The 14,747-nt window shown below is 29.7% G+C and carries 15 protein-coding genes; 3 read left to right on the plus strand and 12 right to left on the minus strand.

Annotated elements, in window-relative coordinates; translation table 11 throughout:
- Window positions 1-3 precede the first annotated feature (3 nt).
- On the minus strand, window positions 4-315 hold the full coding sequence (locus ABXG81_RS07160; RefSeq protein ID WP_353528657.1) for a hypothetical protein: 312 nt from the start codon (window positions 313-315) through the stop codon (window positions 4-6).
- Entirely contained in the window at window positions 296-925 is a 630-nt protein-coding gene (locus ABXG81_RS07165; RefSeq protein ID WP_353528658.1) for a hypothetical protein, read from the minus strand. Before ABXG81_RS07165 ends, ABXG81_RS07160 begins: the two co-directional genes overlap by 20 nt.
- A 99-nt stretch (window positions 926-1,024) precedes the next feature.
- Between ABXG81_RS07165 and ABXG81_RS07170 the strand changes: the two genes are divergently transcribed.
- Both ABXG81_RS07170 and ABXG81_RS07175 read left to right on the plus strand, forming a co-directional pair.
- Window positions 1,025-1,648, plus strand: a complete 624-nt coding sequence (locus tag ABXG81_RS07170) for a thiamine diphosphokinase (protein ID WP_117521999.1) — start codon at window positions 1,025-1,027, stop codon at window positions 1,646-1,648.
- A gap of 82 nt (window positions 1,649-1,730) precedes the next feature.
- Entirely contained in the window at window positions 1,731-3,281 is a 1,551-nt protein-coding gene (locus tag ABXG81_RS07175; RefSeq protein ID WP_353528659.1) for an IS1182 family transposase, read from the plus strand.
- A gap of 172 nt (window positions 3,282-3,453) precedes the next feature.
- Here ABXG81_RS07175 and ABXG81_RS07180 read toward each other — a convergent pair whose 3' ends face one another.
- From ABXG81_RS07180 to ABXG81_RS07205, 6 genes are all read right to left on the minus strand, one after another.
- Window positions 3,454-4,677 (minus strand): AI-2E family transporter, encoded by a 1,224-nt coding sequence (locus ABXG81_RS07180; protein WP_353528661.1) that lies wholly within the window; start codon window positions 4,675-4,677, stop codon window positions 3,454-3,456.
- Between the two features lie 16 nt (window positions 4,678-4,693).
- Window positions 4,694-6,625: a ribosomal protection-like ABC-F family protein gene (abc-f, locus tag ABXG81_RS07185; protein ID WP_353528662.1), complete on the minus strand. Its 1,932-nt coding sequence runs from the start codon at window positions 6,623-6,625 to the stop codon at window positions 4,694-4,696.
- A complete protein-coding gene (locus ABXG81_RS07190) occupies window positions 6,625-7,254 on the minus strand; it encodes a redox-sensing transcriptional repressor Rex (RefSeq protein ID WP_117522319.1) in 630 nt (209 codons plus the stop codon). Before ABXG81_RS07190 ends, abc-f begins: the two co-directional genes overlap by 1 nt.
- The gene (locus ABXG81_RS07195) at window positions 7,247-7,888 is read right to left on the minus strand and encodes a hypothetical protein (RefSeq protein ID WP_353528664.1); all 642 of its coding nucleotides are present in this window, start codon (window positions 7,886-7,888) and stop codon (window positions 7,247-7,249) included. The genes ABXG81_RS07190 and ABXG81_RS07195 overlap by 8 nt, the downstream gene beginning before the upstream one ends.
- A gap of 8 nt (window positions 7,889-7,896) precedes the next feature.
- Window positions 7,897-9,717: a translational GTPase TypA gene (gene typA / locus ABXG81_RS07200; RefSeq protein ID WP_117522317.1), complete on the minus strand. Its 1,821-nt coding sequence runs from the start codon at window positions 9,715-9,717 to the stop codon at window positions 7,897-7,899.
- Window positions 9,718-9,829: 112 nt separating this feature from the next.
- On the minus strand, window positions 9,830-10,222 hold the full coding sequence (locus ABXG81_RS07205) for an ATP-binding protein (protein WP_316122431.1): 393 nt from the start codon (window positions 10,220-10,222) through the stop codon (window positions 9,830-9,832).
- Between the two features lie 148 nt (window positions 10,223-10,370).
- Here ABXG81_RS07205 and rd point away from each other — a divergent pair, with 148 nt between their 5' ends.
- Window positions 10,371-10,529, plus strand: coding sequence for a rubredoxin (rd, locus tag ABXG81_RS07210; RefSeq protein ID WP_019190929.1), 159 nt, complete (start codon window positions 10,371-10,373; stop codon window positions 10,527-10,529).
- A 71-nt stretch (window positions 10,530-10,600) separates the two neighbouring features.
- On the opposite strand, the gene ABXG81_RS07215 is transcribed toward rd, so the two are convergent.
- The 4 genes from ABXG81_RS07215 to ABXG81_RS07230 are packed head-to-tail and all read right to left on the minus strand — an operon-like array spanning window position 10,601 to window position 14,733.
- Entirely contained in the window at window positions 10,601-11,674 is a 1,074-nt protein-coding gene (locus ABXG81_RS07215) for a hypothetical protein (RefSeq protein WP_353528667.1), read from the minus strand.
- A 60-nt stretch (window positions 11,675-11,734) separates the two neighbouring features.
- Complete coding sequence (locus tag ABXG81_RS07220; protein WP_117522314.1) at window positions 11,735-12,565, minus strand: glycosyltransferase family 8 protein; 831 nt, start codon at window positions 12,563-12,565, stop codon at window positions 11,735-11,737.
- Between the two features lie 9 nt (window positions 12,566-12,574).
- Window positions 12,575-13,534 (minus strand): YitT family protein, encoded by a 960-nt coding sequence (locus tag ABXG81_RS07225; protein ID WP_353528669.1) that lies wholly within the window; start codon window positions 13,532-13,534, stop codon window positions 12,575-12,577.
- Window positions 13,535-13,551: 17 nt separating this feature from the next.
- The gene (locus ABXG81_RS07230; RefSeq protein WP_117522313.1) at window positions 13,552-14,733 is read right to left on the minus strand and encodes a coenzyme F420-0:L-glutamate ligase; all 1,182 of its coding nucleotides are present in this window, start codon (window positions 14,731-14,733) and stop codon (window positions 13,552-13,554) included.
- Window positions 14,734-14,747: the final 14 nt, after the last annotated feature.

Genomic DNA, 14,747 nt, shown 5'->3' on the forward strand with positions numbered 1-14,747 from the left:
CCCTTATAATAAATCTATGAAATTTATGACTGGAACTTCATAAGGATGATTTTCCTTAATTATGTCAAAAGCTAAATCTTTATAAGTCTCTTTTATCCTAAATTCAAGCTTTACTTCATTTACATCGCAAAGCTTATCTATTTCTCCCTTATCAGGATTAGATCCTTTTAGAGGAATAAAATGACCAATGACCTTAGCTTCTGAAAATACGGAGTCGTATCCATTATCTTTTAAAATTTCTTTTTTATTAAGACCTTCTATAATTTTCCATTTGTCTTCTTCTGGTACAAATACTTCAACTTTTATATAATCCATAATCTTTCCTTTCAAAATATATAAGACCAGTATATGATCTTATCTGTCTATCAAAAATTTCAAAATTTATCTTATACTTTCTACCCCAACTTGAGATTACTAGTTCATGGTAGTCCCCCATATCATTACATTCTGTAATAGTTACTCCATGATGTTTCATAACATTTATAACATTACTCATCCAATTTATAAAAATAACTGGACAATTTTTCCTTAATCCATCATTTATAAAAGCAATCTTTTGCTCTGTAGAAACTTTCTTGAAATAATTCTCAGTTAATAAGTGAGCATCAAGCTTTAATCCATGAATTCTCCTTATACGATTAACCCTATTATTTAAAGCCTTTACAGTTGGTACACCATTAATGTGAGGCCTAAGCCTTTTATAAAATTCATACTGATACTTGTTATACTCATCTAAGCTAAATTCTTCGTCAGGGTGATACATATATAGATAAGTATTGGTAAACGCTGTTACAACACAAGATCTATCCCTATAAAATTTATTTACTCCTAATTCCATCAAAGAGTTTTGATATCCACCATAATAAATACCTTCAGTGGTTTTTATAGGAACAAATTTTCCTACTTTGCTATTTTTAAGCTTCATAATCTTCCCCTTTACATAAAGGTTAATATACAATATATTTTACCCGATTATAAAATTAAAAGTGTTATAATGATATGTAATAAATAAAAGGGAGAAGATATGAAAAGGTGTTTTATAATTGCAGGTGGAGATTTTGATGGATTTTATGATCAAATCAGAGATGATGATTTGGTGATAGCTGCTGATAGAGGATTTGATCATGCAAAAAAATCAGGAATTAATCCAGATATAATAATTGGAGATTTTGATTCAAGTGATAAACCAATAGATAATAATAAAGTAATTAAACTTAATCCTATAAAAGATTATACAGATACAAAAGCTGCAATGATGATAGCTAAAGATAAGGATTATGATAAAATTATAATATACGGAGGTCTTGGAGGGCGTGATTCTCATACCTTTGCAAATATTAGAAGTAGCCTAGAATATAAAAAACTAGGTATAGATGTAATTATAAAGTCAAAATATAAAAAAATATTTATAATTAATGATAGCTTTACTTATAAATTTAAAAATGAAGATGATTTTTATGTTTCAATATTTGCGCTCAGTGAAGCTGTTAAAGGAATTAGTATAAGCGGTTTATTTTATGAACTCAATGATTATGATTTAACCCTAGATAGCAGTTTGGGAGTATCCAATGAAACTTGTAAGAAAGATTTTTCAATAAATGTAAACGATGGATATCTTCTAATAATATTTGAAAATAAAAATGTATAAAAAAGGGGCTGTTGCAAAAGTCCTAATATAGAAAAAAGACGAGGAAACTGAAATCCTCGTCTTTTTCTGATACAATGTATTTATGAAAACCGTTAAAAATACATCATCATTAACTAATTTTACACTAGTTAATGATACTATTCAATTAAAAATGAATTTTGACACTGAAATATATGTCAGAGATGATGTTAAGTTAAGGCTTGTAAAAAATATAATTGAAAGGATGGATCTATCAGAATTAAAAAAAGTCTACTCATCATTTGGAAGAAAACCTACAGTAAACCCAGTAACAATGCTACAAATAATAATATTTTGCTACTCTGAAGGAATATTCTCATCAAGAAATATAGAAAAATCATGCAAATATGATTTGAGGATAAAATACCTTTTAGATGGAGAAAATCCACCAGATCATAGTACAATAAACAGATTTAGACAAAAAATCGTAGAACTAGCACCAAACTTGTTAAATCAAATGATTCAAATACTAATAGAAGAAAATCAAATAGACTTATCAAGCATATACATAGATGGAACAAAAATAGAAGCCTACGCCAATAGATATAGTTTCGTGTGGCGAGGAAGCATTGAAAAATGGCAAGAGAAACTAAGAGTAAAAATAATAAAGCACTTTAATTTAAATAGAGAACTAACACCATCACAGGTATTAGCAGTAGTAAGAATAGCATTCAATCAGATAAGTACAGAAAATAAAATAAACTTTGTACATGGACAAGGAAAAAGAAAACACCAACTCCAACGAGACTATGAAAAGCTCAAAGATTGGAAGAACAAACTAGAAAGCTACAGGAAACATCTAGAAATAATGGGAGAGCACAGAAACTCCTACTCAAAAACAGACCATGATGCAAGCTTCATGAGAATGAAAGAAGATCATATGAAAAATGGTCAATTAAAACCAGCCTACAACATCCAACTAGCAAGTTCCTCAGGCTTCATCATAGGAGAAAATGTATCCCACCATCCATCCGATATGTACACCTTAAAACCATTTCTAAATAAATTACTCAAAAACCACCCCGACAAACTAAACAAAATAGTAGCAGATTCAGGATATGAAAGCGAAGAAAACTATGTTTTTCTTGCAGAAAACAAGCTCTTATCATACATAAAACCATCCAACTACGAACAATTAAAAACTAGAAAGTATAAAAAAGAAGAAGAATTCAGAAATAGTCTAAGATATGATAAAACATCAGACAAATACATATCAAAAGAAGGCAAAGAATTCATAAGGTGCACTGATAGATACAGAAAAAGAAAAAGCGGATACACAACAACCAGCAAAGTATACAGATGCTTTAACTGGAACAAAGATGGTCAGAAAACCAAAGGAATCTACATAGCAGAAATCTTTCAAAAATATAGGAAAGAATCCTTAGAAAATATAAGCTCAGACCAAGGAATAGAAGAAAGAATAAATAGATCAATCCAAGCTGAAGGTGCATTTTCCAAAATAAAATCAGGACTAAACTACAACAGATTCCACCATAGAGGAAAATCAAATATAATAAGTGAAATATGCCTCTTATCAATGGCACTAAACCTAAATAAACTGGCATCCAAAATAGAAAACAAGAATTTAGAACTCATAAAATACAAAGCTTCTTAAGAAAAAAATATTAAAAATCTTAGCTGTATTAATTGAGCCTATTTTTATGAAAAATGTGGATAAATTCATTTTCATATTAAAGAAAGATACAGAATTTAATGGCTTGATACCAATATACACTAAAAAAGGTGATGAGCAGAATAGATTTATCTATTCTGCAACATCACCTCTTTTAAAATTCTTTTCTCAATTTTTCTTCTCTCATCTCATCATATGATTTTTTTGCCTTTTCTGCCACTGTTATCCTATCCATTTTTTTCTCTTTTAGTTTTTTATTTACATTATCTTGACTTAAAGTATAAAGTACAGCTGCTATTGGCATAAATAAGATCATACCTGGTATACCAAATAATCTGCCTCCTAATATTACTGATACAAAAATCCATATTGCTGGAAGCCCAGAATTTTTACCAATAAATAAAGGATAAATAATTTTTTCTTGTAATTGTTGTAAAATCACAAGAAATATTATAAACACCAAAGCTTTAAATGGTGAATGGATAAATATCAAAATCACGCCTATTGCTGCAGCTATTATTGCTCCAAAGTATGGAATAATATCCAATGTACCAACCAAAACTGATATCATCCCTGCATAAGGCAATCTAAGTATCTTCATGCCTATAAAGTTTAAAATACCTAGTGTTATGCATGATAAGATTTTTGAGTTTAAAAATTTAGCAAAAGCATCATAGCTTAGCTTAAATACATAATTAATTTGATCTGCAGTTTCTTCATTAAAATTAGCATAAAGCAACCTATTAGAGTTTAATTTCAATGATTTTTTGTTTATACTAACATATATTGAAAAAATAAAACCAAGTCCAATTGCAGCCAACCCTGAGCTTACAGATGATATTATATTTTGTGCTCTACTTAATAAGTTTGTGCTATCTCCACTTGCATAATCAGTAATTTTTTGAGATATAGTGCTTAAATCAAGATTAGCAAAATTTTCTTTAAAATCAATAGCTGCTTGATTTATAGATGGCATTTTTTGTGTATATTTTATAACAGCATCCATAAAGGCTGGAAGGTTTTGTATAGTTGATTGAATTGCATTTATTAATTCTGGTATGACTACAACTAATATCAACGTAATTATAGCAAAAAATATGACCCAGCTTATAAATAAGGAAAGCGCTAATACAAGATTTCTATGCTTTAATGGATCTATAAATTTACCAAATACCTTTTCTTGAAAAAAGCTCATAGGTAAATCTATCACAAATGCTATAGCAAATCCTATTATCATTGGTCTAACAACCCCATAGGTACTAAGTAAAAAATTTGATAGAGGTTCTATATACCACAATGCAAAGAAAGTTAATATCAGGTACAAACCTACCTTGTAATTATTTTTAGATTTTTCATCTAACTTATTTTTTTCTTTCATCTTCACCTCTAAATATCTATTCTTCTAAAGAAATATTAAGATCAAACCACTGATCTGACAAAGATTCTTTTTTATTTTCTAAACTCTTTATTTCTTCAAATGTTTCTTTGACCTTATCTTGGTTACTATAAAAATTTTCCATTAAAGTAAGTTCAGTTAACTCATCAACCTTACTATCTATATCTTCCATTTCTTTTTCTATATTTTTAATAGTTTGTTTAATTTTTTTTATTTCATTTTTTTTAAGGTTTTGTTTTTTCTTTTCTTTTGCAAGTTGAGTCTTACTTACTATCTGACTTTCTCTTTCTATAGAAGATTCTTTTATTTCTTTTTGTTTATTTTCATAATAACTATAGTTACCCATATACTCATCCATACCATCTGATTTCATCTCTAAAATTTTTATTGCTATCTTATTTAAAAAATATCTATCATGGCTTATTATAAGCATGGTACCTTCATAATCTAGGATAGCATCTTCTAGGATTTCCTTACTATCTATGTCTAAATGATTAGTAGGCTCATCCATTAATATAAAATTTGTATCAGAGATCATAAGCTTAAGTAAAGAGATACGAGCCCTCTCACCACCAGAAAGTTCAGAAATTTCTCTATCTACATCACTATCATAGAACATAAATTTAGCTAAATAAGATCTAATTTCAAAGTTGGTAAGCATAGGATAAGTTTCCCTTATTTCATCAAAAATAGTGTTATTTAAGTTAAGTGATTTTTGCTCCTGATCAAAATATCCTACATTTACACTCTGTCCATGTTTAATTTTTCCACCACTCGGAAGTTCTTCTCCCATAATGATTCTAAACAATGTGGTCTTACCAACGCCATTTTCTCCTATTATAGCTGTTCTTTCATTTCGGTATAAATCAAAGCTAATATTTTTGAAAACTTCTTTATCTAAAAAATTTTTCTCTAGCTTTTCTACCTTTAATACATCTTCACCGCTTTGTATTCTTGGAGTAAACTTTAGTTTCATTGAACTATTTACACTATCAGGTTTTTCTATACGATCCATCTTATCTAAAAGTTTTTGACGGGATCTAGATTGTGATATGCCTCTCTTACGTTTGGACCCACCTTGATTTTTAAGACGTTCTATTATCTCTTCTTGACGGTCAATTTCTTTTTGTTGAGCCTTATATTGGTGCATTCTAACTTCTAAATCTTTTTTTCTCTTATTCATAAAAGTAGTGTAGTCACCATTATAAGTATTTAGACTACCATTCTCTAGAAGAAATATTCTATTTACTGTATTATCCAAAAAGTACCTATCATGGGAGATGACTATTACCGAACCTTGATAATTTTTTATGAAATTTTCAAGAAATCTTATAGCATTTATATCCAGATGATTGGTAGGTTCGTCTAGCAAGATTAGATCTGGCTTTTCTAATAGTAAATAAGCAAGCTCTACCCTAGCTTTTTGTCCACCTGATAGGTCATTGATATTTTTATCAAAGTCTTCTTCTAAAAAACCCATAGCTTTAAGGGTTCCTTCAAGCTCTGATTTTATAGAATATCCATTTTGTGCTTCAAACTTCTCAAATAACTTATTATGTTCTTCTAATAATGAATCCATCCTATCTGAATTCATGTTTGGATCAGCTAATTTTTTTTCTATATTTCTTAATTTTTTTTCTATATCTATGATTTTATCAAAAACTTTCATACAGTAATCATAGATCGAAATACTATAATCTATTGCTAATTGCTGTTTTAAATACCCTACTTTAATATCATTTGGGATATATATATCTCCACTGTCTTTAGAAACTTCCCCCATTAAAATTTTAAAAAGGGTGGATTTGCCTGCCCCATTTATGCCAATGAGGCCGACCTTATCACCCTTTTCAATCTTAAAGCTTAAGCCTTTAAATATTTCCTTAGTAGGATATGATTTACTTAAATTGCTTGCTGTAAGTATATTCATTAATAATTAAAATCCTCTGGAGAGTTTATAAAATATGTAAGCGTAAATAGTGACTCATCTAAGTGTACATTTTCTAAAACAACTCCATTTTTTGTTTTAAGATCTACTGGAGAAAAATTCCAAATACCCATAACTTCACCATCACAAAGTACGTCACAAACATCTTGACTTGCTTCTTTTGGCGTTGCAATTATTCCAATATCTACCTTGTTATTTTTCAGATAATCGCTAAGTTCATCTATATCTTTTACTTCAATCTCTTTATTAGATGTTTCTTTATCAAAAACTGCAGTAAAAGTATAGCCTAAATCTCTAAAAGTTTTATATTGGTATAGGGCATGGCCTATATTACCATATCCTATCAAAACCATATTATATTGTTTATCTACACCTATGATTTTTGAAAGCTCATCCATAAGCTCTTTTACATTGTAACCATAGCCTTGTTGACCAAAACAACCATAGTGATTTAAATCTTGTCTAATTTGGCTTGCTGTAAGACCTGTAATTTCTGAAAGCTCCTTAGAAGAAACTCTTACAATCCCACGATCATTAATACTTTCTAGATACCTATAATACTTAGGCAATCTTTTTATTACTGATAATGATACTCCATTTTCCTTAGCCATTGTTATCCTCACCTTCCATAAGTTTTAAATCTTCATCTGTTAATTCTTCTACAAGATCAACTTTTTCTGTATTATACTCCACTTCTTCATTAATATCAGATTCAAATACAATTTTATCATCAGAATTCTTAGTTATTATATCATAATCTTCATTGTTTTCTTCCAAATCATTGTTAATTATAGAACTAATATCTTCATTATCACTACACTCTACATATTCTTCTGTCATATTTCTAAGCTTTAAAATATTTAAAATGTGAATAAAGTACACAACTATTAGAACTGTATAGAGAATCAATTGATTATTTAAATTAAGGAACTGATTATTTAAATTAAGACCTACTGGTAATCCTGGTATAAATCTTGCCAATACTAAAATTGCAGGAACACTTAAAACTCCAAATCCAATAGCCGTTACAATAGCCGTAAATATAGATAAGCCATAGGAATTTTTTTGAAATAATATGTATATTCCATAGACTAACATGAGTGCCCAAGCTATCAAAAAGCCCACCGCCCAAATATAATTTATAGCAAAAATATTTGCACGAGACGATATTATAGTAATGATAAACAAAGTAAGAACCACTACGCTCAATATTTGGCTAAGGGTCTTTTCAAATCTTCTATCCATATAATCACCTATTTGTTTTTCTTTGACTTATATCTTAGATTGCTATCTAGAATTCTCTTTCTTATTCTTAAATTATTTGGGGTAACTTCGATTAATTCATCATCTTCTACAAATTCCATCATTTCTTCTACACTCATTTTTTTAGCAGGTGTTAGCATAATAGCATCATCAGATCCTGAGGCACGTGTATTTGTTAACTTTTTAGTCTTACATACATTTACATCAATATCTAGACCTTTGGCATTCATACCTACTACCTCACCTTCATAAACTTCATCCCCTGCTTCGATAAACAATTGTCCACGAGATTGAGCAGCATTTAAACCATATGCTCTTGCTATACCTTGTTCACTAGCTATAAGAGATCCCACCTGACGTGTCTCCATATCGCCTTTATATGGTGCATATTCTTCAAATTCTGAGTTAAGAATACCTGTGCCCTTAGTATCTGTTAAAAACTCTGTTCTATAGCCTATAAGACCACGAGCAGGAATTCTAAATATCATCCTTGTGTATCCAGATGAAGTTGGACTCATATCTACAAGTTCGCCTTTACGACGACCAAGTTTATCTATAACAGAACCAGTATATTCTTGGTCAACATCTATTGTTGCTAGTTCTATTGGTTCATGTTTTTTTCCATCTATATCTTTAAACATAACTTCAGGTTTTGAAACTTGGAATTCATATCCTTCTCGTCTTAGATTTTCTATAAGTACTGATAAGTGAAGCTCTCCACGTCCTGAAACTCTAAAACTTTCTGTTGAATCTGTATTTTCCACTCTTAGAGAAACATCTGTTTCTTTTTCTTTAAACAATCTTTCTCTTAAATGTCTACTTGTAACATATTTCCCATCGCGTCCTGCAAATGGTGAATCATTTACTGAGAATGTCATAGAAAGAGTTGGTTCAGAAATCTTTGTAAATTCAATTGGCTCATGATCTTCTTCTGTACCAATAGTATCACCTATTGATATATCCTCCATACCTGATAAAGCTACAATAGATCCAAACTTAGCTTCTTCTACTTCTACTCTTTCTAGACCATCAAATTCATATATTGTTACAATTTTAGATTTTTCAAGCCTATCTTTTTCATTATAGTTTGTAATTACAGCATTGGCATTTTTCTTAATAACACCTTGCTCTACCTTACCTATTGCGATAGAACCTAAAAAAGAACTATAGTCGGTTGTTGAAACTAACACCTTAAATGGAGCTTGTTCATCAGCTTCAAATGCTGGTGTATACTCTATAATTGTATCTAAAAGGTCAATCATATCATTTTTTACTGTATCTTTTTCAAGGCTTGCCCAACCATTTTTAGCAGAAGCATAGACAAATGGACTTTCTAGATAGGATTCATCCGCGTCTAGAGAAATAAATAAATCTAATATTTCATCTTCAACTTCATCAATTCTTTGATCTGGTCTATCTACTTTGTTTATACAAATAATTGCTGGTAGATTAAGCTCAATAGCCTTTCTTAATACAAACTTAGTTTGAGGCATAGGACCCTCATGGCTATCTACAACTAAAACAACTGACTCAGCCATATTAAGTACACGTTCTACTTCACCACCAAAATCCGCGTGGCCTGGTGTATCTATAATATTAATCTTTTTATCATTGTAATGGATAGCAGTATTCTTAGAAAGAATAGTAATCCCTCTTTCTTTTTCTATACTGTTAGAGTCCATAACCCTTTCCTTGACTTCTTGATTTTCTCTAAATGTTCCTGAACTTTTTAGTAAACCATCTACAAGTGTTGTTTTTCCGTGATCTACGTGGGCTATGATTGCGACATTTCTTACATCTTCTCTTTTCATATATCCTTCTTTCATAACTAACAAATTCTATCAATATATTATATCAATTGCGCAAATATTATCAATAAAAGCCATAAAAAAACATCTAGGTACTTTATTAATCACTAGATGCTTAACAAATTTTTTGATCATTTAGTTCTAAAAAAGCTACAGTAGTATTATCCTGCACCAAAAAATTATCTGCAAGGGAATAGACTAATTGGATGCCTCTGCCATGATCTGATAGTATATCCCTATATTTAGCATAATCTATGCCATCTCCCTCGTCTTTAACTTTAATCATACAATAATCTTCATCAATCACAATAATAATATCAATTAATTTTTCATAAATTTTGTGGTTACCGTGTTTATAAGAATTTATGATTAATTCGTCTAGAACGAGTCTAATTTTAAAGATAAAATCTTCATTATAGTTCTGTTCTTCTAATAAACTTATCGTATTATCCCTAAATTCTTTTATTAATGAAAGATCACTATGAATTAGATTTCTAATAATTTCCATAGCATGCTCCTTAAACTATTATGTTTATACCCAAAATTAATAAAATTATAAACTTATGAAAATCCTATGCATTATTGTAAAAGTATGTAATAAATTTAGGAAATAGGGTATAATATAAAATGTAATAACAATGAAAGGAGACATTGGTATGAAATACGTATGTACAGCATGTGGATACATTTATGATCCTGCTGAAGGAGATGTTGATAACGGAATCGAAGCAGGAACAGAATTTGACCAACTTCCAGAAGATTGGGTTTGCCCAGTTTGTGGAGTAGGCAAAGATATGTTTGAACCACAAGAATAATAAAATTAACAAGGAGGCTCTATGCCTCCTTTATTTTTTTGCAAATAAAAATAAGCCATAAGGCTTATTTGTTAACTATCTTCTCGTCTTTTTAATGTATAAATAAAAGCTAAAGAAAGTCCTACTATAAGTAATATTACCATAGCTATTTTCTTGGCTTTATAAGAATGATTTCCTTCTTTGTATACTTTAGGATCTTTTGATAATCCTTTTGGATTAGTATTATAATCCTCTTCAGAGTTATCTTTCTTACTACCTACTTCATCTTCACCATCTATTTCTATAACTAGGGTCTCATTCTTTTGATCTAATATTGATGGTTCAACTTCCTTTTTAGCATCATCATAGGCTAATTTTGACGTTTGCTCTAAGGTTTTGTTGATTTTCTCACTAGCTTCTTTAGCTAATTCCTTTTTTTCCTGTGAAGTTTTTGCAGCTTCAATTTTTTTGTTGTACTCTTTTACTATATCTTTTGTATCAGTTTCAATTTTTTTCGATTCCTCTTTGTTAAGTTTTTTGGACGAAATAATATTATTTGCTAAATCAACTGATTCTTTATAACTTATACCATCACTGGAAGTTTTATTTATATTAGGTTTAGGTATAGATGTTTTTATTGGCTTATTTTTTCTATTGATTTTATTTTCTTTATATTCTATATCTGCTTCTTCTTCTCTTCTATTTTTAGGTTTATCTAATTTTTCAGTGTATTTATTTTCAGTAGACTTCTTTTTAGTTTCTTTTTTTATATCACTTTTCTCATTACCACCATCTCTAGTGGGACTTTCATTATGTTTTTGGGAATTCTTATTATCTGTCTCTTTATTTTTATCATAATTAGAATCTTTCTGATCTTCTTTTGGATAAATCCTATCTCCAGCATTTTTGCTATTCACTTTAACTGATATTACCTCTTGGGAACCAACATCTTTATTATCTTCTGATTTCTTATTAATTTTTTCAGGAATATTAGTTGTTTCCTTTTTACCATCAGCTGGATCTTCTGTAATTACCAGTTCATCACCAGTTTTTATATCTGATTTTTGCTTAAATTCAACTCTTTGACTTTCCTCTTCAGTCGCATAAGATTTTGTGATAAAAGAAAAAGCAACTATGAAACAAAGAGATCTTCTTAATTTGTTCATATTTCCTCCAGCATAACTTTACGCTGATATTTTACACTTATTTACTACATAATTCAAAAATTATTTATTATCTTTTACCACAGCTTGCTTCCACATAAATTGATATAAAGAATTAAACTTCCCTACATAATTACCTTTCCAAGGCTTTCTCTTGCCACAAAAATGTAATATTGCTGTATCCAGCATAACATCTTCTAGCTCATAACCATATTTAACCTTATAGGTAGAATACCTTCTGGCATCATAATTGAATTTTAACTCTGAAATTTCTTTTATCTTATTTCTAAATACTACATTTAATAAATCTTGGTCAGGCATCATAAGACCTGCTTTGGGTGAGTGTTCTATATAATTTATAATTTTATCATCATATGATTTTTCTCTTGCTTTTTTAAGATTTATCATAAGGATTCCAGAATTATAGTAATTTACTATATCACTCTTTTCCGATGTTAGTATAAGCCTTGCTTTATTTGCTGATTGGACTGTTGGTATGGTATGGATAGCAGCCATATAATAATTTTCTTCAAAGTCTGACTTGTATAACTCCATAAGTGAATTTAATATAAGAGTGTCAGGATCCAAGTATAGGATTCTATCAAGATCTTCTGGAAGATACTTATATGCTATAAGTCTAAAGTACATTTCGCTTGTATAATAAAAAGTAGTATGAGCTTTTTTAAACTCGTCTACTACTTTTAAGTTAATAAGTCTTGCTTTGGAATTTGACTTATCTTTTATATAATTTTCTAGTTCTTTTATATTTTCATCACTAATTGATGAATGAAGAATATAAATACTAATATAATTATCATTTGTTAAAAACAATGAATATAGCATTGTCTTTAATGGATTTAGATAATTAGTATCGCAACTTACTAATATGTTCAATTTCTTCTCCTAATCCTGGTCATTGGTTAGATAAAATCCCTTACCAACAATCTTTGAGGTATTTATTATAGTAATAAATGAATATGGATCTACCCCTTTTATATAAGCCTTAAATCTAGGTGATTCTTTGGGTGATAGGGCAGAAAGAAAAACCGATCTTTCAGCTCCCTTGTATATACCTACCCCATCTATAACTGTAGCAGATCTATTAAGTTCATTTCTTATATAACTCCCTACTTGATCAGGCTTTGTAGTTATTATTATAAAAAGTTTATCCGTATTCATCGACTGAATTATAATATCTACTATTATACCCTTTAGTAAAAGACCAAGTACAGACAACAAGCCAATCTCAACATTAAATACCCAAATAGATGCTATAGTAAAAATACTATCTACACATAATAAAGCCTTACCTACTTCTATGGATGAATATTTTTTTATAATCATAGCTATAATATCTGTACCACCTGAGCTTGCTGCAAGATTAAATAAAATTGCAGATCCAAATGCTGATATAAGTAGAGTGAAAATTAATTCTAATAACTTATTATCTGTTAAAGCTGCATTTAAAGGAGCTATATAATCAAGTGCTATAGCAGTCAGTGAGTTTAATATCGCAACAAAGCCTGTTCTTAAAGTGAAATGCTTACCTAATACAAAAAATCCTATTGTTAATAATATTAAGTTTATTATTAGAGTTAGCACAGCTCTTGTAAGGGGAATAAATGTTGAAGCTATAATACTGATACCTTCAACTCCACCTATTACAAAAGAGTTGGGATATTTAAAAAAATGGGTTCCACAAGCCATAAGAATAGCCGCAAAGGCCATCATAAGATACCTTTGTAGCTCATTCATAGGATCATGGTTATATTTGGCTTCTGCTCTTTTTTCAAAATAAGTATTTATATAAGAGTTAGCAAAAGCTTTATTATCTTTTTTTTGCTGGCCGCTTGATTTTGCCACCATATTCTCCTTAAAAACTAATTATTAGAGTAGTTATCGAAATATCCTTGAACTAAAACTATAGGTGTTCCTTTATCACCAGATCCTGAAGTTAAATCAGCAAGTGATCCTAAAAGATCTGTGATTTGACGAGGAGTAGTTCCTAAAGTTTCATTTCTACCCACTAATTCTTTTTCCTTTTTTGAAATTCTATCTACCATAGCCGATGTTCTTTCTTCAAGAGATAAATCTGAAAACTCATTATCAGCTATATATTTGATTTTAAGCTCACTAGGAGTACCTAAAAGTCCTTTTGTAAAAGCTGGGGATACAACTGGATCTGCAAGTTCCCAAATTTTGCCTGCCGGATCTTTGAAAGCTCCATCACCATAAATCATAACTTCTATTTCTTTTTCAAATTCATCTACCAATTTCTTTTGTAAACTAGCAACAAATTTTTGACCATCTCTAGGGAAAAGTTTGATTTCATTTTCCGTTGAAAGATTAGATCCTAATAAACCATAATCAGCATTAAAACCAGATCCATCAATAGATTCTGTTAATATTTCATCTAGAGAAAGAATGTTTTTTCCGCCAGCTTCTTTAAGCTGTCTTTTTACAATATTTCTAGTATGAATTGATGAGACTAAAACTTCGTCAGAAAATTCTAAAGCATCTACTGGATTGTTTAGAAGATGAATTTCTGAATTTGGTGCGATTTGGCTATAAAGCTCAGGATAATCAATGCCTGTAAAAGTATGCTTATATTCTCCCGCTATTTTTCTAAATTCATTTAAATCTAAGACATCTTTATAAGGGTTTATATCACTGTTAAATAAATCCATCTCATCCATAAGATAGTTACCAACCTCATCTTGTGGATATGATAAACATATATGTAATTTCTTACCTGTTAAAGCTATGGCTTTTAGTATAATTGAAAATCTATTTCTTGACAAAATAGGGAATAATACTACTAGTTCATCTCCTTTAAACTTATTGTTTAAATCCTTTGCTATTGTATCTATACTTACATAATTACCTTGAGCACGTGCTACTAGAGATTCTGTTACACAAACCACATCCTTATCATTTAGTGTGATATTATGATTTGTAACCGCTCTTTTGACTGTGTCAAAAACTATATCTTCTAAGCTATCTCCCTTTTCAATAATTGGGGCACGTAGTCCCATTGATCTTGTTCCTATAATTCTTTCCATATTATAATCCCCTT

Origin of the sequence: Anaerococcus nagyae (genome assembly GCF_040364225.1) — a bacterium.
Classification (GTDB): domain Bacteria; phylum Bacillota; class Clostridia; order Tissierellales; family Peptoniphilaceae; genus Anaerococcus; species Anaerococcus nagyae.